At 61.9% G+C, this 16,671-nt stretch carries 14 protein-coding genes; 4 read left to right on the top strand and 10 right to left on the bottom strand.

Translation table 11 applies throughout. The annotated features are described in order from the left end of the window. Nucleotide 1: 1 nt before the first annotated feature. Nucleotides 2-1,525 carry a CmpA/NrtA family ABC transporter substrate-binding protein gene (locus tag BMW87_RS18925; RefSeq protein ID WP_256216829.1) on the bottom strand — a complete coding sequence of 508 codons (1,524 nt, stop codon included), beginning with the start codon at nt 1,523-1,525 and terminating at the stop codon, nt 2-4. A gap of 60 nt (nt 1,526-1,585) precedes the next feature. On the opposite strand from BMW87_RS18925, the gene BMW87_RS18920 reads away from it, so the two are divergent. Next, entirely contained in the window at nt 1,586-2,626 is a 1,041-nt protein-coding gene (locus BMW87_RS18920; RefSeq protein ID WP_093077978.1) for a carbon-nitrogen hydrolase family protein, read from the top strand. Further along, on the top strand, nt 2,619-3,692 hold the full coding sequence (locus tag BMW87_RS18915) for a molybdopterin-dependent oxidoreductase (protein WP_093077976.1): 1,074 nt from the start codon (nt 2,619-2,621) through the stop codon (nt 3,690-3,692). The genes BMW87_RS18920 and BMW87_RS18915 overlap by 8 nt, the downstream gene beginning before the upstream one ends. Here BMW87_RS18915 and BMW87_RS18910 read toward each other — a convergent pair. The 6 genes from BMW87_RS18910 to BMW87_RS18885 form a co-directional block, all read right to left on the bottom strand. Beyond that, complete coding sequence (locus BMW87_RS18910; RefSeq protein WP_093077975.1) at nt 3,689-5,122, bottom strand: M20 family metallopeptidase; 1,434 nt, start codon at nt 5,120-5,122, stop codon at nt 3,689-3,691. The genes BMW87_RS18915 and BMW87_RS18910 overlap by 4 nt on opposite strands. Before the next feature lie 13 nt (nt 5,123-5,135). Beyond that, the gene (locus tag BMW87_RS18905; protein ID WP_218149757.1) at nt 5,136-6,254 is read right to left on the bottom strand and encodes an ABC transporter ATP-binding protein; all 1,119 of its coding nucleotides are present in this window, start codon (nt 6,252-6,254) and stop codon (nt 5,136-5,138) included. Beyond that, on the bottom strand, nt 6,251-7,399 hold the full coding sequence (locus BMW87_RS18900) for a M24 family metallopeptidase (protein WP_093077973.1): 1,149 nt from the start codon (nt 7,397-7,399) through the stop codon (nt 6,251-6,253). The genes BMW87_RS18905 and BMW87_RS18900 overlap by 4 nt, the downstream gene beginning before the upstream one ends. A 2-nt stretch (nt 7,400-7,401) precedes the next feature. Continuing rightward, nucleotides 7,402-9,156, bottom strand: a complete 1,755-nt coding sequence (locus tag BMW87_RS18895; protein ID WP_093077972.1) for an ABC transporter permease subunit — start codon at nt 9,154-9,156, stop codon at nt 7,402-7,404. A 63-nt stretch (nt 9,157-9,219) separates the two neighbouring features. Continuing rightward, nucleotides 9,220-10,332, bottom strand: coding sequence for an ABC transporter substrate-binding protein (locus tag BMW87_RS18890; protein ID WP_093077970.1), 1,113 nt, complete (start codon nt 10,330-10,332; stop codon nt 9,220-9,222). A gap of 246 nt (nt 10,333-10,578) precedes the next feature. Further along, nucleotides 10,579-11,046 (bottom strand): Lrp/AsnC family transcriptional regulator, encoded by a 468-nt coding sequence (locus BMW87_RS18885; protein WP_093078272.1) that lies wholly within the window; start codon nt 11,044-11,046, stop codon nt 10,579-10,581. 199 nt (nt 11,047-11,245) lie between these two features. On the opposite strand from BMW87_RS18885, the gene BMW87_RS18880 reads away from it, so the two are divergent. Continuing rightward, a complete protein-coding gene (locus BMW87_RS18880) occupies nt 11,246-12,475 on the top strand; it encodes a diaminopropionate ammonia-lyase (protein WP_093077968.1) in 1,230 nt (409 codons plus the stop codon). 336 nt (nt 12,476-12,811) lie between these two features. Beyond that, complete coding sequence (locus BMW87_RS18875; RefSeq protein ID WP_177192808.1) at nt 12,812-13,792, top strand: Bug family tripartite tricarboxylate transporter substrate binding protein; 981 nt, start codon at nt 12,812-12,814, stop codon at nt 13,790-13,792. Between the two features lie 138 nt (nt 13,793-13,930). Here the strand turns inward: BMW87_RS18875 and BMW87_RS18870 are convergent, their stop codons facing one another. The 3 genes from BMW87_RS18870 to BMW87_RS18860 all read right to left on the bottom strand — a co-directional run. After that, nucleotides 13,931-14,836 (bottom strand): NAD(P)-dependent oxidoreductase, encoded by a 906-nt coding sequence (locus BMW87_RS18870; RefSeq protein WP_093077965.1) that lies wholly within the window; start codon nt 14,834-14,836, stop codon nt 13,931-13,933. Between the two features lie 108 nt (nt 14,837-14,944). Further along, complete coding sequence (locus BMW87_RS18865) at nt 14,945-16,372, bottom strand: NAD(P)(+) transhydrogenase (Re/Si-specific) subunit beta (protein WP_093077963.1); 1,428 nt, start codon at nt 16,370-16,372, stop codon at nt 14,945-14,947. Further along, nucleotides 16,369-16,671 (bottom strand): NAD(P) transhydrogenase subunit alpha part 2 (locus BMW87_RS18860; protein ID WP_143062595.1); only part of this gene is annotated, 303 nt, incomplete at its 5' end. The genes BMW87_RS18860 and BMW87_RS18865, both read right to left, overlap by 4 nt.

The following is a 16,671-nucleotide window of genomic DNA, read 5'->3' as shown; positions in this document are numbered from 1 at the left end:
GTCAGGCCCTGCCCAGCGATTTTAGGTACTCGGCGGGATGATCGGAGTCGAAGCTCTTGCCCAGAATCGTTTCCTTGCGGAACCCGACCTCCGGCGCCCTGCCGCCGCGCTCCTCGATGAGGCGCTTTGCATCGGTGGCCAGCATGACCTGGCGAGCAAGCCCCTTGTAGTCCAGGTCCTCCTTGATCATGTTCCATCGGCGCATCTGGGTCAGAAGCCAGACGGCGCTGGAGTAGTGGGGAAAGGGCTGAAAGTCGATGCGGCGCGGCAGCGTCTTCACGTTGCCCAGGCCATCGGCATACCGGCCGGTGAGGACCTGGTCCACCACCGTTTCGGGTTGGTTGAGGTACTGCGGCTGGGCAAGGATCTTGGCCATCCCCGCGCGATTGGCGGGCTCGGACACATGCAGGCTCGCGGCGATGATCGCGCGATAGGCGGCCATGAAGCTGTTCGGATGGGCCTTGATCCAGGCCTCGGTTGCGGTCACCGAGCAGCAAGGATGCTCCGGCCAGATCTCGCTCGAGACCAGGTGGATGAATCCAGCCCCTTCGTACACGGCGCGCTGGCCGCCCGGCTCGCCGCCGAAGAAGCCATCGATGTTGCCCACGCGGAGGTTGGAAACGTATTCGGACGGAGGAACAACGCGGTAGGACACGTCGCGGTCCGCATCCAGCCCTGCCGATGCGAGGTAGTGGCGCAGCTGAAGCATCTGGTGAGACTGCTCGAACGGCACGGCAAACTTGAAGCCCTTCCAGTTCTTCGGATCGCGGTTGCCCTTGTGCTTCATCGCAAGGACCAGCGAGTTGCCGTTCTGGTTGAGCACCGTCATCACGCGCGCCGGAATGGGAGCGCCGCCGATGCCGGCGGACATGGCCAGTGCAACGGGCATCACCTGCTGGGAGATGTCCAGTTCGCCGTTGACCATCTTGTCGCGGATCAGCGCGATTCCGGCGATCTTCTGCAGGCTCAGTTCCAGCCCCTCGCGCGGAAATAGTCCGAGCTGCTCCGCATAGATCAGCGGCGTTGCGCAGGTGATGGGCAAAAAGCCGACGGCGAGCCGCTTTTTCTCCGGCGCGCCCTTGCTGCTGCGCTCCTGCGCGACGGCGGCAAGCTGGGTCAGCGGCGTGAGCGCCGTGAGTGCGGCCAGCGCCCCTGCCCTCCCCAGCGTCTTGACGAATGCACGCCGCAGGCCGCGCTCGGGAAAGAGGCCGTGCAGCATGCCCTGGGCCATGGCGCCAGCCAGCGCATCGTCGGCATTCGCAGCCGTGTTCTCCGCGAGGCACTCCTCATCGTCACCGTGGGTACTGCCGCATGCGCAGGGGCCGGTGCGGGAAAGGCGAACATACTCGTGCGATGGGTCCATGGGCCCTCCAGGCTGGGTTGAACGGATCAGGTCCGCGACCCGGCAATGGTGAGCATGTTCCGCACAAATAGCCGCCGGGAAATTCACAACCCGCTGTGCGCAGATGCTCCATGGACCCGAGGAGCCCGCAAAAACGCACCCCTTGTTGCGTTTTTCGAGCATCTGTGCGGCTGTACCGGCAACTATCCTGTGGCCCTCAGCAACGCACAGCGAGTACCTGACATGAGTTCATTGCCCCGGGTGAAGGTTGCCGCCGCCCACGCAGCGCCGGTGCTGCTCGACAAGACCGCCACGGCCGAAAAGGCCGTGTCCATCATCAAGGAAGCCGCCCTTCATGGCGCGCAGGTGATCGCGTTTCCGGAGACGTACATTCCGGCGTTCCCCGTGTGGGCGGCCCTGTGGGCGCCCATCTACAACCACGATCTGTTCGAGGCCATGGTCGAGAACAGCGTCTACGTGCCCGGGCCCGAGGTGGCGCTGATTGCCGCGGCCGCCAAGCGCTTTGGCGTGTGCGTGTCGATGGGCATCAGCGAACGCAGCACTGTGAGCGCAGGCTGCATCTGGAACTCCAACATCCTGATCGGCGAGACGGGCGAGTTGCTCAACCACCATCGCAAGCTGGTGCCGACCTTCTACGAGAAGCTGGTCTGGGCTGCGGGAGACGGACAGGGGCTGCGCGTCGCGCAGACGCGATTCGGGCGCATCGGCGGCTTGATATGCGGCGAGAACACCAACCCGCTCGCGCGCTTCTCGCTCATGGCGCAGGCAGAGCAGATCCATGTCTCCAGCTGGCCGCCGATGTGGCCCACGCGGAAGCCCTCGGGCGGTGGAAACTTCGACAACGTTGCGGCAAACCGCATCCGGGCGTCCGCCCACTCGTTCGAAGCCAAGGCGTTCGGAATCATCTGCGCGAGCTTCATGGACAAGGCAATGCGTGACTTCCTGGTAGACCGCGATCCGGCGGTGGCGGAAGTGATCGACGGCACCTCGCGCGCCGCGTCGATGTTCGTGGACCCTACCGGCACGCAGATCGGCGACACGCTCCAGAACGAAGAAGGGATCGCATATGCCGAGTTCGACCTGAACAAGTGCATCGAGCCAAAGCAGTTCCATGACGTGGTGGGCTACTACAACCGATTCGACGTCTTCTCGCTCGGTGTTGAACGCCGCCGCCACGAGCCGGTCGCATGGTCGGGGCCGTCAGATCCGAAGTTTCCGCGGCTGCTCGACGATGAGATGACCGCTAGGGTTCTGGATGAATAGCTCCGCGTTCCTGCCACCGCTGCCTGAAGGAGCGGGGCGCTCGGTCGTCATTGGCCGGTCTCCAGGATTCCATCTGAAGCCGCCACCCGCCCCTGCGGCGCTGCGCGACTTCATCACGTCCGATGCGCAGCTCTTCGAGACCATCCACATGGGCGCCGTCGAAGTCGATGCCAAGCGCTGGCGACTGCAAGTGGACGGGCTCGTCCGAAGGTCTTTCTCGATCGACCTGGACGGTCTCAAGCGGCTGCCTTCTGTCACCCTCACCGCCTTTCACGAGTGCTTTGGCAGCCCCCTGATACCGGCCGATAGCAATCTCTGGCGGGTGGGCAACGTCCAGTGGACGGGTGTGCCGCTGGCTGTGCTGCTCGAGCAAGCGCAGCTCGAGCCGAATGCCACCCATGTCTGGTCGGACGGTTTGGACAGCGGCGAGTTCGGCGGCCGAAGGATGAACCGGTATCGCAAGGATCTGCCGATTTCGAAAGCGCTGTCGCACGAGGTGCTCGTTGCTTACGAGATGAATGGCGCACCACTGACCCGCGAGCGGGGCGGGCCTGTTCGCCTGGTGGTTCCAGGCTGGTTCGGCACCAACATGACCAAGTGGCTCTGTCGGCTGTCGGTCCAAGGCAGGCGTGCGGACTCCCCCTTCACGACCCTTTGGTACAACCGCGACAGCGAGCATGAAGGCAAAGTCGATCGAGAGCCGGTGTGGGCTGTCGAGCCCAATTCGATGATCACCCATCCGGCACCCGGCGACACCGTCTCCACAGATGCTGTGGAAGTCAAGGGCTGGGCCTGGAGCAACAACGGCATCGGCGGCGTGGCGCTCAGCGCCGATGGCGGGGCAACCTGGCAAGAGGCCGAGGTCCGGCCCCGCCGAGAATTCGAATGGCAGCAGTTCGCGGCGACGCTTCCGCTGCCGCGAACGCCCGGCCCGATGAGCCTTGTCGCAAGAGCCCGTGACGCCGATGGATCTATTCAGCCATTGAGCGGGACACGAAACACGGCCCATTCGGTCCAGATTAACCGGCTGCTACCGGGCCCTGGAACAGCGGACACTGGAACCTAGGCTCCGGATCGGCATTTGCGCAATGCGGCGACGTCGGCCCCGTCGTCTCCAAGATCCCACCAAATTCCGGCCATCACGGCCAAGGCCTCACGCGCCACGGAGCCCAATAGGTGTTCATTCGGCGCGTGCTGCGAGCACGCGGCATAGGAATGGGGAACCCATACCGTAGGCAGGCCAAGGGTTTCAGCGAAGATCGCATTGGGAACGGTGCCGCCGATATTCGGCAGCAGTGCAGGCTTCTTCCCCGTACTCGCTTCGATGGAGCGAAGTGTCCATTCGACCCAGGGATCCTTCAGATCCAGGCGCGTTGCGGTTCCGGCGGGCTGCACCGTGACCTTCACGGATGCAATCCCCTTGGCGGCAAGGTGCTCTTCGAGGTGCCGGTGCGCGCTTTCCCAGTCCGTGCCGACGACGTACCTCAATTGGCAGTGCGCCCGTGCCGTTGGTGGGATCGCACCGACGGGTGCGTCAGGGTTGCCCGCCTTGAACCCGATCACCTCCAGCGCGTTCCATGCCCAGACCCTTTCGGCGGGGGTCAACCCAGGCTCGCCCCAAGATGGATCTACCGCGGGGGCATGCTCGTCGCCTCCGAGCACGAGATCCGAAATTGCGGCGCGTACAGCGGGAGAGAGGGGCGGAGGAAGGAGCCCTTTCACAAGAATGCGGCCATCCTTGTCGATCAGCGTCGCAATCGCATGCGACAGAACGACGGCGGGGTTGCGTAGCGCGCCTCCCCAGTTGCCGGAGTGATGTGCGCCGTCCCGAAGATCGACCTCGAGCTGGAAGTTGAGCTCGCCGCGTGAGCCGAGAAAAACGGTCGGCCTGTCCGCGGCAACGCGGGGTCCGTCGGACGCCAGGAAGAGATCCCCCGCCAGAAAGTCCTTCTCGGCTGCGCAAAGGGCACCGAGCCCGGGCGAGTCGATCTCCTCGCCGGTTTCGAATATCAGCTTGATGTTGTAACCGATCCGTCCGCTTCGGGCCGCGATCACCGATTCAAGCGCGGCGATGTTGATCGAATGCTGCCCCTTGTTGTCGGCGGTGCCGCGTCCATACCAGCGATCTCCTTCGACGACCACCTTCCAAGGCTCGAGACCCTTTCGCCATTGATCGTCATAGCCACGGACAACGTCTCCGTGCGCATAAGTGACGACCGTCGGCAGGCTCTCCTCTTCGATCCGTTCTGCCAGAAGAATTGGAGCGTCGACACCCGCCGGGTTGGCGACGATCCGGAATCTGAAGCCAAGGCGACCGAGAGTCGGCGCGATCTCGTCCCGTAGGTACGCATGAAGTTGCGAGGCGCTGCTTTCGACCTGGCTTTCGGTGCGGTACGAGACACGGCGATTCAAGTCGGCGAGGAATCGGCCCGAGTCGAACGTTTCCAGCGCCGCTGAAATCGCCGATTCCCGCGTGGAGTGGTTGGGATGATGCATATCAGGTCAGCCCCTATTCGATCGGATAGACCATCGCGTGCGCCGTGTCGAGATCGACTTCAACGCGCTGGCCGGCATGAAACAACTGCCTGTCCGGTGTCATCTGCGAGCGGGAGAGAAGCCGAACGTCACCAACCTCGACGAGCACCACCTGGGTCGTTCCGGCGTACGCGGATTCAACAACGCGAGCAGGACCATCCTCCGACAGTCGCAGTTGCACGTTCTCCGGGCGAATTGCAAGGCGGCCAGAGGTTGAACGGGTGAGGACTCGTTCAACGGGTATCGACCTGCGAATTCGCAGAGAGGCGATTTCTGCGTTGATTTCCGCTCCAGCCGGCGACAACACCACGGGCAGAAAGCTGGTTTCCCCGATGAAGTCCGCCACGAACGCGCTCGCGGGGCTCTCATAAAGATCTCGAGGCGATCCAAACTGCTGTAAGCGGCCTCCTTCGAGAACCGCGACCCGGTCTGCCATCGACAGCGCTTCTTCCTGGTCATGGGTCACGAAAATGATCGTGCTTCCGATCTGCCTGTGGATCTGCTTGATCTCCAGCTGCAATTGCTGGCGCAGCTTGCGGTCCAGCGCTCCCAAGGGCTCGTCCATGAGCAAGAGGGGCGGCTTGAATACCAGGGCGCGCGCGAGAGCCACCCGCTGCTGCTGGCCACCGGACAGTTGGGCTGGAAGCCTGTTCCTCAAGGTCCCAAGTGCCACCAGGTCCAACGCCTTGGCGACCTCTGCCTCAACCTCCTTGCCCCTCAATCCGCGACGAAAGAGTGGGTACGCCACATTTTCAGAGACCGTCATGTGTGGAAACAGTGCATAGCGCTGGAACACCACTCCGAAGCCGCGTTTGTACGCGGGCTGATCGTTGACGCGTATCCCCTTCACCAGAAGGTCGCCCGAGCTCGGGGTTTCGAAACCCGCGATCATCATGAGCAAGGTCGACTTGCCGGAACCACTGGGGCCCAGAAGCGCGACGAACTCCCCCGGTTCGACAGTGAGCGAGACGTCGTCGAGCGCCTTGAACGCTCCATAGGACTTCGAGACATTCGCAACGCTGACCCCAGCGCTTCGCCTCCCCACCTGGGCCTCGGGAATGTCCCGAACCGATTCCATGCGGCCAGTCATCATGCTTTCACCCCAGTTTCAAAAATCTTGCGGGGCGTGCGAGTCAATCGCTCGGCGCCGGATTCGGTCACCAGGACCGTCTCGCTGACGGCCAGGCCTCGAGCGGAGGTGTACATGTGGAACACCATGCCTTTCTCAAGTCGCCAACTGGCTGTCGGTACAAAAGACCTGTAGAGATCGCTCACGCGCTGGGACGAGGGTGCCGAAAAGCCCAAGGTGTAACCCGTGATGTTTTCGTAATCGGGTCTCAGGCCCGCCGATAACACGCCCTGCCGCACGATGGCGTCGACATCGGCTGCTATTGCGCCGGGGCGCATGGCTCTGAACTGCTCATCCTGGAGCGCGCAGAGCGTCGCATACGCCGACTTTTGGTCTTCTGTCGCTTGCCCCACAGCCACGGTGCGCATGATCCGGGCAGAGTAGCCCTTGAGCTTCGGCAGCAACTCGACGTGAACCAGCGCACCGTCTCCGATCGGCTCGTCACTCAGCGAGCTATGCAGACAATCCCAGTCGGAAGCAGCCGTCACGTAGCCGACGAAACCATCGTCGAACCCTAGCCGGTAATACTCGGCAGCGGCCACGCCTGCGACAAGTCGCTGAGAGGCTTCTGGCCGAATGGCATCGACCACTTTCAAGACTGCGCGATCCAGCAGTCTCGCAGCCGCGCGAAGGTGTTCAACCTCCTCGTCCGATTTGCATCGACGCGCGTCCCAGACCGCCCGTTCCAGGTCGCAGAAACTCGATTGAGGAAGGGCGTGCGCGAGGAGGCCTTGCCGCTGACGAGTAAAGGAGTGGGACTGGAAGTCGACACCGATTCGCGCATGTGCTCCCCGGGACCTCAGCGCAGCGGCCAGAACCGAGACAGGCTCCTCCCAGTCAGAGAAGGCAACGATGTCTTGCAGCCAGCTCTTCGCACGCGCAGGCGCCACGTCGAGTTTTCGGATCAGGAGGAAAGGTTCACCGACCACCGGGACGAGGCACGCGCGCCACAGGTTCTCTCCGACTGCGTAGCCGGAGAGCCAGCCCATGGTCTCGGGCTCGTCAAGGATCGCCCAGTCGAGATGACGAGCGCGCATCACGTCTTGCACCATGCAGAGGCGGCGACGGTACTCCTCAATGGAGAAAGCAAGGGGTCCAATGCTGCTCATCTTCAGGTGTCCTTCAAGTGCGAGCGATGGTGGAGTGCCGCCGACACAAACGTCTTGACCGCGACGAGCGCCGCCAGGCTCGCCAGAAAGAGCACGGCGACGACGGCGATCTGCGGACTGATTTCGAGGCGGATGTCGTCCCACATGCGGATCGGCAAAGGCGTTGCGGACGGACCGCTCACAAACAGGCCGTAGACCACGTCGTCGAATCCCGTGATGAACGCGAACACGAGCGCACTGGCCAGCGAGGGAAGCAGCAGCGGAAGCGTCACGGTACGCAGCGCAGTGAGGGGATGCCCGCCGAGGCTGATTGCGGCCTGTTCCAGGCGCCGATCGAATTTCTTGAGGCCTGCGATCAGGATGACGACCACGTAGGGGGTTGCAATGATGGTGTAGGCGAGCACGAATGCAGTCGCCGTGCCGATGAGCGGGGTCTTTGCAAAACTGAAGAAGAAGGCCACCGCCATGACTACATGGGGAACGATCATGGGAGAAATCAGCAGAAGATAGAGCGGAACCCGGCCAACGAAGCGAAAGCGTACGAGCGCAAAGGCGATGGGTACGCCGATCGTGATGGCCAGAAGCGAGGCCAGAAGCGCCGTACGGCCGCTGAACGAAAGCGCGCTCAGCCATTGCGAGTTGCTGAAGAACTTGCTGAACCAGCGCAGCGAGTACCCGGGCGGAGGAAAGCTCAAGTAGGCGGCGTCGCTGAACGCAAGCGGAATCACCACGACAAACGGAAGGACGAGCAGGGCCAGCGTGAATGCTGACAGCAGCACGAGCAGCGGTGAGCGAACCGAAGAAATCACTTCCAGCGCGCGTTGAAGCCCCTTTGCAAGAGGTGCAGGTATACGCGTAGTTGCGGAAAGATCTCGAACCTTCTTCGCCGATTGGCTGGACTGCGATTCGTCCTCCAGCTCCGTCGCAACCTTGGTGCGAAAGATCACGAAGACCGTTGCAACCATGGCGAGCAAGACTGTCGCCTGAGCGGCAGCAGCCTCGAACTCACCGAGGGTCAGGACTCGGATGGTGATGCCCTGCGCAATCATGTAATCGTTCGGACCGCCAAGAAGTGCGGGCGTGATGTAAAAGCCCAGGCAGGAGAGAAACACGAGGGTGCAGCCGCTGACAATACCGGGCATCGAACTGGGGAGCGTGATGCGCAGGAAGGCATCTGCCGGAGAACTTCCCAAGCTTTGCGCGGCGATGCTCAGTTTTCGATCGAAACGAGCGAGTGCGGCATACAGCGGAAACACCATCAGTGGCAGTTGCACCTGGATCATTCCGATATACACGCCGATCTTGTTGAAGACCAGTCGCAGCGGCTCCGAAACGATCCCAAGGTACAGCAGCAACTGGTTGATCAGGCCGGCAGGACTTAGCAGGACGGTCCATGCGTATGTCCGGATCAAGATACTGGTCAGGTATGGGAGAGTGACCAGCACCAAGAGGAGGCTTGCGAGCCATGGAGGGCACCGAGAGATTGAATATGCGAGCGGATAGGCCAGGATCAGGCAGGCTAGCGTCACCACGACCGCCAGCAGCAGCGTCTGGAACAGGACCCAGACAAAAACCCCTGAGCTCGCGATCTCCTGGTAGTGCAGCAGCGACCAAGTGCTCTCGTTGCGAAAGCTCTTGAGTACCAGTTGGGCCACTGGGAAGAGATATCCCGCCGCGAATATCGCCAATGCAGGCACGACCAAGAGCAGGATCATTGGCGCACGGCTATGGCGTGCGCTTTTCCAACCAAGCTTCATGAGAACTTCCGAATGGCTCTAGAGCCGTGTGCAACCGACGATTCGATGCGCCAGATGGACCGTTCAGCGCGCACCGACCAGCCACCGCTCCCATTCCGCCACCGCGGTGAGGTTGTTGGGGCGACCGTTCTTGCCCAGCGCGTTCCAGAAGGCGTAGTCCTGAACGATCTGCTGCTTTTTGAATTCGGCGTACGTCGGCAGCATCTTTGCGCGTTCCGCAGGGATGAAGTCGTAGGCGCGCGAGTTCGGCGGCGCGTACAGAATGTGCTTGGAGAAGGTCGCCTGCACCTCTGCGCGCGACATGAAAGCGAGCAGCTTGTTCGCGTTGTCGACGTTCTTGGAACCCTTGAGCACCACCCAGCTGTCGTATTGCAGGACGCCTTGGTTCCAGGTGAAGCCGATCTTCTGGCTCTTCTCGTTTGCAGCGTAGATTCGCCCATTCCATCCGCTGCCGGCGGTCACCTGTTTGTCAATTAGCAGCTGTGGTCCCTCGGCACCGCTGTTCCACCATTTCACGATCTCGGGCTTGATGCGGGAAAGACTCTTGAATGCGCGATCCCAATCGATCGGATAGATCTTGGCGGGGTCCACGCCGTCTGCCAGCAGAGCCGCCTCGAAGACAGCACCGTCCGGCCCGCGTGTGCCCGTACACAGGGTGCGGCCGCCCGGAAACTTCTTCGTGTCCCACACGTCGGCCCAGGAAGAGATCGAGTTGCTGCCGAACTTTGCGGGATCGTAGGCAATCAGCAGGGAATAGATGATGTGCGGAACGGTGAACTTGCCTGTAGCAACAGGATTGAAGGCATCCAGATCGGCCCTGTTGAAGTACCCGTAGTCGATCGGAACCAGGAGGTTCTCGCGCTCGAAGGCCGTGGTATTGCCGCCCGTCAAAATGGTTACGTCGTACCGCGGGGAGCCAGCCAACGCGCTGGCGCGAACAGCGCCCAGGTCAGTACGCGGTTGCGCGATGACCTTGATCCCGGTCTCCTTCTCGAAGGGGTCGAAAAGTGCCACTCGCTTTGCCTCTCCCCACGATCCACCGCCGTCGTACACGACGACCTCGCCGCTGCCCTTGAGACTTTGGGCCAGTGCCGGTACTGCGAGGAACGACGGTGCAATGGCTGCACCCCCGGCTCCTGCCACACCCTTCAAAATTTGGCGGCGATTGATGGTCATGAGCTTGTTCCTCTAAATGGTCAGTCTGCTGAACTTTGTGAGCCCCGGTGTGATGAAGTAGGTTTTACGCCCATCGCCGCCATCGGTGAGGAGAATTCTGGTGCGCACGGGGCGGAGAAAATCACCGATCCCGCTTGTGGTTGCGGAGGATCGGCGCGTTGTGGCCCGGTTTTTTGCACGTATGGTGCAAGGCACTGTCCTGGAGCGGCATGCCCTCTTTAGAAGCGGCTCAGTGCCCTCTTCTGGTCACTTTTCGGCGAGGGGAACGTTCAGTGTGACCTTGACCCGCTGCATGGCGACATAGGTCCTGAACCCCTTGACGTTCCCAGAGCTGAAGAAGAGGTCGCGGGTGAGTTGCTCGTACTCCGTCATGTCCTTGACGACCATCACAAGAACGAAGTCGTACTCCCCCGTGACGTAGTAAACCTGCTGCACCTGTGGACAGGCGGCAAAACGTGTCTTCACCTCGTCGAGTAGGTCAAGCCTCTCGCTCTCTAGCTTGACCTCGACGAGGATCGTGATGAGGTGACCTACTGACATCGGATCGACGATGCACACGGTGGCGGCGATCACCCCCGCAGATTCCAGAGCAGCAATCCGACGATTGACCGCGGATGGAGACAGATTGACGGCCTCCGACAATTCGCGCTGGGAGATTTTGCTGTCCCTCTGGAGCAAGCCCAAGATCTTGACGTCGTAGTTATCGAGATGCATGCCAGCCATTATCTGCGCCGCAATGGCCAAGGAGAGGCGCGCCCGAGCACGCAACAGCCTTCCATTGTCTCCCCTGAATGTGGTTCGTTCTCCTGTTTTTGGCATCCAGATCGCGCCAAGCAACACCAGAAGCGGTCCTAGGATTCATGAACTCCTGGCGTTCAAGCCAAGGGGGCGAAAACAACCAACGGAATCCAAGATGCTGATTGCCAATGAGCGCGTCACGCGCAGTGCCTATCCCAGTGAACTCCAGTCGGTGATGTCCATCGCCAAGGCCCAGGAAAGCCGCGACTGGATCTCGTCATGGAACAGTTTGAATCCGGGGTCCACGCCGTTGTACGAACTCAATGGCCTGGCTCGCAGCCTCGGGATCGGAAAGCTTTATCTGAAGGATGAGTCCGTCCGATCCGATCTCGGGAGTTTCAAGGCGCTTGGGGCGCCGATCGCTTTGGCTCGGCTGATTCTTCGCCTGTGGCCGGATCACAACCTGGATCCGAAGCTGCTTTTCAAGGGCGGCTACAGATCGTTGCTGGAAGCCTTCACGGTGATCAGCGCGACAGATGGCAATCACGGCAAAGGCCTTGCGGCGGCAGCGCAGACCATGGGCTGCCGTTGCGTGATCGTCCTCCATGCGAATGTGAGCGAGGAACGGGAGCAGGCGATCGCCAAGTTTGGCGCCAAGGTGATGCGCGTCCAGGGGAACTACGACGCTTCTGTCGAGGAAGCCGCTCGTCTCGCCAAGGCCAACGATTGGCATGTTGTTTCAGACACTTCATACGACGGCTACGAAGAGGTCCCGCGGGATGTCATGCAAGGGTACGGGACTGTCGCTGCCGAAATTGTTGAAGCCTCGGGTAGCGACCAATCGGTGCCGTTCACGCATGTCTTTCTTCAGGGTGGGGTTGGCGGCCTCGCGGCAGGAATCCTGAGCTACTTTTGGGAGTGCTATGGGGAGCGTCGCCCCACGGTGGTAATCGTCGAGCCGGTACAGGCTGACTGTCTTTTTCAAAGTGCGTTGCGCGGCGTTGCGTCCAAGGCAACGGGCTCGGTCGACTCGGTCATGGCTGGCCTGGCCTGCGGCGAAGCATCTCCACTTGCATGGAGATTTCTTGTGTCCGGGGCTGACTACTTCATGACCATCACCGACGACGATGCGGTCGCTGCGATGCGGCTCCTGGCGATCGGCAATGCACTGGATCTCCCTGTGGTTTCTGGCGAGTCAGGCGCAGCCGGCCTCGCAGGCCTCGTTGAACTCCGAAGCCACGCGGCACAAGCTGCCACGGTTGGGCTGGGGCCCGATGCGCGCGTGCTGCTGATCAGTACCGAAGGTGCCACTGCCCCCGCCGCCTATCAGGCCCTAGTCGGACAGTCTGAAGCGCAGGTGCTGGCACGCCAAAGAAGTAGCGTGATGCTCAGCCGCAGCACCTGATCAAGTACCGTATTCGCCCGGCGGAGGGCGCATTTCAGCACTCGGCCATCATGGCCGCCAACACACGCACCTCGGCCGCAGGGATGCATCGCGGTGGACGGCCGCTGATACGCTTCGATGAGTATGCCGGGTTTGCCTTCGGCCTTCTCGCAACCCCCCAAAGGTGACCGGCGAGTTGTCTGCGACTTTCAAGGCCGCTTTGCAGCCGGTCGGTGTCCAGACGCGCGCTGGGGCTGGGTTTTTATGCAAGCCACCGTGCAAGTTTACGGGTGCCGGCTTGCATGCTTCTCGCATGCAGCGATGGGAATCTCAACCCGTTCTGCTTTAGGAGTTTTCATGTCCATCCCCCGGAGAACCGTTCTCAAAACGGCATGCGCATCGGCCATCGGCTGCATGAGCGCCACACCCTGGATCTTGGCGCGCGCCAACCAAGCGCTCAAGATCGTTTCGCCTTTTAACGCGGGCGGGGTTAATGACGTATTGGCACGAGGCTTGGCTAAACCACTGGGCGACCTGCTGCACCAAAACGTCATTGTGGAGAACAGACCTGGTGCGGGCGGCAGCATCGGTGCCGGCTATGTCGCTCGGTCGGCACCTGACGGCAACACCTTGCTTCTGGGCATCGTCGATACGCAGTCGATTATTCAGTTCATCTACCGCAAGCTGCCCTACAACCCCGAAACCGATTTGCGCCCGGTGAGTTTGGTCTCCCATATTCCCATCGTGCTGACAGTGGGCCAATCACTGGACCAGATCCGCAATGTCGCGGATCTGACCCGGCTGGCCAAGAGCCGGCCCGGCGCGATCACCTATGCAAGCTGGGGCGTGGGCAGCATCGTCCATCTCGCCATGGAACGGCTGGCAACGGCCTTGGGCCTTGAACTGCTCCACGTGCCTTTTTCGGGCCAAGCACCCGCCGTGCAAGCTGTGCTCAGCAAACAGGTGGACATGATGTTCGTCCCTGCCGGCGCCGCCGACGCCGCATCCAAGGATGGCCGGGCCAGGATTCTGGCGAGTGCAACGGCCACTCGCCTGGACCTGTTGCCGCAGGTTCCTACACTCAAGGAGCTGGGCATCGACCTGTCGATGGCGCTCTGGCAAGCGCTGTATGCGCCGGCCGGCACATCTGCTGCAAAGGTGAACGAACTGACGAGTGCCGTGCACAAGGCCATGCAGGACAAAGCGTTTGTCGACGTACTGCGTGTGCAAGGCGCTAAGCCTGATCCCACTTCCGCCGACGGATTGCGCAAGCTGCAGAGCGAAGAGCGACAGGTGTACGGCGCACTGGTCAAGCGACTCGACATCCGGATCGACTAGGTGTGATGCCTCAATAGGTTGTTCACCCCGAAAGGTTCGGGAGACGGGCGAGTTTGCCAAAACTTGCCCATCCTTGGGCATCAAGCACTCATTCACCAGGCCCGCGTGCGCTGATTCTCGGCCTGCTGTGAGTGCGATTTAAGGATGGCCTTTAACCTGCGGCGTGGACCCGGTCGCCGCCGCTAGCAGTGGCACTAGGTCCAACACCATCGCATTCGAGCCACCTTCATCAAGCGCTTGAGAAAAGGTTTGATGGACAGCCTCAGCGATGAGGCTTACTGCCCCGGTGTCGTTGGCCATTGTGTTGTAGTACCCCAGGTCCTTTTTGGCGTTCGACATGGCGAAACGCAATGCTGACGAATCGCCAGAGGCGAGGTATGGCCTCAGGCGTTCCAATGCCGCCCCTCCCCCTCCGCCCTTCGCCAAGATGTCCACGAATACTTCGGATGCGATACCGGAGCGCTGAGCACAAGCGGCGGCTTCGCACAGGAGAGCAACGAATCCGAGAGAAACGTAGTTATGAAGCAGCTTCATGCGATGACCCGCGCCGATCGGCCCTGCATGGTTGATGTTTTCGGCGAACGTCGCCAGCAGTGGACGGCACTGATTGAACAAATCCTCATCTCCGCCGACCAGCAGATTGAGCCGACCCTCGGCAGCCTCCTTCGGTGTTCGGGTCATTGGCGCGTCAAGGAATAGACCCCCGGCGGCCTTCACCGCCTCCGCAATCCGCTCGGTGGACGAAGGCACGGCCGTCGAACAGTCAATGATTACCGTTTCTTGGCGAAGCCCCTGCAACACGCCCCCGTCGCCTAGCAATACCGCTTCCACCTGCGGCGTACCCGTCACGCAGAGGATGACGACTTCCGAGGCCGCTGCCAGTTTCGCGGCGCTGGTCTGCGTCGTCGCCCCCGCCGCCTTCAGCTGGTCCAAAGGCTGGTTGCCGGAGTGTTCGAGCACCGTCAGGGCATAACCGTGCTTGAGGATGTTCTGGGCGACGCCATGCCCCATCAAACCGATGCCGATCATTCCAATGTTCTTCATGTCAGTTTCCTAGTGCTAAAAAAACGATGCGGGGCTGTTGCCACATTTGTGCGAGGACCTTGCTCGGGAAGTGTTGTTGAACACCGTCGAGAAGCATTGAAGTTCGTGTTACTCAACAGCCTTGCCCATGTCCTCAACGATCTTCCTGGCATCCCCAAAGACCATCATCGTCTTGTCCATGTAGAACAGCTCGTTGTCCAGGCCCGCATAGCCCGCCGCCATGGAGCGCTTGTTCACGATCACCGTCTTGGCCTTGTAGGCCTCCAGGATGGGCATGCCGTAGATCGGGCTGCCCTTGGTGTGCGCGGCCGGGTTCACCACGTCGTTGGCGCCCAGGATGATCGCCACGTCGGCCTGGCCGAACTCGCCGTTGATGTCTTCCATCTCGAACACCTGGTCGTAGGGCACCTCGGCCTCGGCCAGCAGCACGTTCATGTGGCCCGGCATGCGGCCCGCCACCGGGTGGATCGCGTACTTGACGGTGATGCCCTTGTCGGTAAGCTTCTGCGCGAGTTCCTTCACGGCGTGCTGTGCGCGTGCCACGGCCAGGCCGTAGCCCGGCACGATCACCACCGTCTCGGCATTGCCCAGCACGAAGGCCGCGTCGTCGGCGCTGCCGGTCTTGACCGGGCGCTGCTCCTTCGCGCCGCTGGCCGCGCTGACCGCCTCGCCGCCGAAGCCGCCCAGGATCACGTTGAAGAACGAGCGGTTCATGGCCTTGCACATGATGTAGCTCAGGATCGCACCCGAAGAGCCCACCAGCGAACCGGCCACGATCAGCATCGCGTTGTTCAGGCTGAAGCCGATGCCCGCGGCCGCCCAGCCGGAGTAGCTGTTGAGCATCGACACCACCACCGGCATGTCGGCACCGCCGATCGGGATGATGATGAGCACGCCCATCACGAAGGCCAGCGCCAGCATCGCGAAGAAGGCCGGCCAGCTTTCGGTGAAGACGAACACCAGGCCCAGCCCGATCATGGCCAGGCCGAGCACGAGGTTCAGCAGATGCTGGCCCGCGAACTGCACCGGCGCGCCCTGGAACAGCCGGAACTTGTAGGTGCCCGAGAGCTTGCCGAAGGCGATGACCGAGCCGCTGAAGGTGATGGCGCCGATGGCCGCACCCAGGAACAGCTCGAGCCGGTTGCCCGCCGGAATGGGCGCACCCTTGGCGATGCCTTCGAGCATGGCTGCGGGTTCGACCACGGCCGCGATCGCGATGAACACCGCCGCCAGGCCGATCATGCTGTGGAAGAAGGCCACCAGCTCGGGCATCTTGGTCATCTCGACCGTCTTGGCGCGGTAGGCACCGTAGCCGCCGCCGACCACCAGCCCCAGCAGCACCCAGGCCAGGCCCCTGAGGTTGCCGCCGGCGATGTTGTAGATCAGCGCACCGGTGGTGACCACCGCGATGGCCATGCCGGCCATGCCGAAGGCGTTGCCGCGGATCGAGGTGGTGGGATGGGAGAGGCCCTTCAAGGCCTGGATGAAGCAGACGCTGGCGATCAGGTAGAGCAGCGTGACGACGTTCATGCTCATGGGGTGGCTCCTGCGTCGGCCTTGGGTGCTGCTGCCTTCTTTTCCTTCTTCTTGAACATCTCGAGCATGCGCCGCGTGACGAGGAAGCCGCCGAAGATGTTCACCGCCGCCAGCGCGACGGCCAGCACGCCCATGGTCTTGCCCAGGGTGGTTTCGGTGAGCGCGGCCGCCAGCATGGCGCCCACGACCACGATGGCCGAGATGGCGTTGGTCACGGCCATCAGCGGCGTGTGCAGCGCGGGCGTGACGGTCCACACCACGTGGTAGCCCACGTAGATGGCCAGCACGAAGATGATGAG

The sequence above is a fragment of the Variovorax sp. OV084 genome (genome assembly GCF_900111625.1).
Classification (GTDB): Bacteria; Pseudomonadota; Gammaproteobacteria; order Burkholderiales; family Burkholderiaceae_C; genus Variovorax.
The sequence above is the reverse complement of the archived record's forward strand: the minus strand, read 5'-3'. Positions and strand labels throughout refer to the sequence as shown.

Excerpts from the sequence above, each read along its gene's own strand:
- BMW87_RS18880 (WP_093077968.1), top strand. The coding sequence starts at position 11,246 with ATGCTGATTGCCAATGAGCGCGTCACGCGCAGTGCCTATCCCAGTGAA.
- BMW87_RS18910 (WP_093077975.1), bottom strand. The coding sequence starts at position 5,122 with ATGCATCATCCCAACCACTCCACGCGGGAATCGGCGATTTCAGCGGCG.
- BMW87_RS18890 (WP_093077970.1), bottom strand. The coding sequence starts at position 10,332 with ATGACCATCAATCGCCGCCAAATTTTGAAGGGTGTGGCAGGAGCCGGG.
- BMW87_RS18915 (WP_093077976.1), top strand. The coding sequence starts at position 2,619 with ATGAATAGCTCCGCGTTCCTGCCACCGCTGCCTGAAGGAGCGGGGCGC.
- BMW87_RS18885 (WP_093078272.1), bottom strand. The coding sequence starts at position 11,046 with ATGCATCTCGATAACTACGACGTCAAGATCTTGGGCTTGCTCCAGAGG.
- BMW87_RS18900 (WP_093077973.1), bottom strand. The coding sequence starts at position 7,399 with ATGAGCAGCATTGGACCCCTTGCTTTCTCCATTGAGGAGTACCGTCGC.
- BMW87_RS18870 (WP_093077965.1), bottom strand. The coding sequence starts at position 14,836 with ATGAAGAACATTGGAATGATCGGCATCGGTTTGATGGGGCATGGCGTC.
- BMW87_RS18865 (WP_093077963.1), bottom strand. The coding sequence starts at position 16,372 with ATGAGCATGAACGTCGTCACGCTGCTCTACCTGATCGCCAGCGTCTGC.
- BMW87_RS18905 (WP_218149757.1), bottom strand. The coding sequence starts at position 6,254 with ATGATGACTGGCCGCATGGAATCGGTTCGGGACATTCCCGAGGCCCAG.
- BMW87_RS18920 (WP_093077978.1), top strand. The coding sequence starts at position 1,586 with ATGAGTTCATTGCCCCGGGTGAAGGTTGCCGCCGCCCACGCAGCGCCG.
- BMW87_RS18895 (WP_093077972.1), bottom strand. The coding sequence starts at position 9,156 with ATGAAGCTTGGTTGGAAAAGCGCACGCCATAGCCGTGCGCCAATGATC.
- BMW87_RS18925 (WP_256216829.1), bottom strand. The coding sequence starts at position 1,525 with ATGCTCGAAAAACGCAACAAGGGGTGCGTTTTTGCGGGCTCCTCGGGT.
- BMW87_RS18875 (WP_177192808.1), top strand. The coding sequence starts at position 12,812 with ATGTCCATCCCCCGGAGAACCGTTCTCAAAACGGCATGCGCATCGGCC.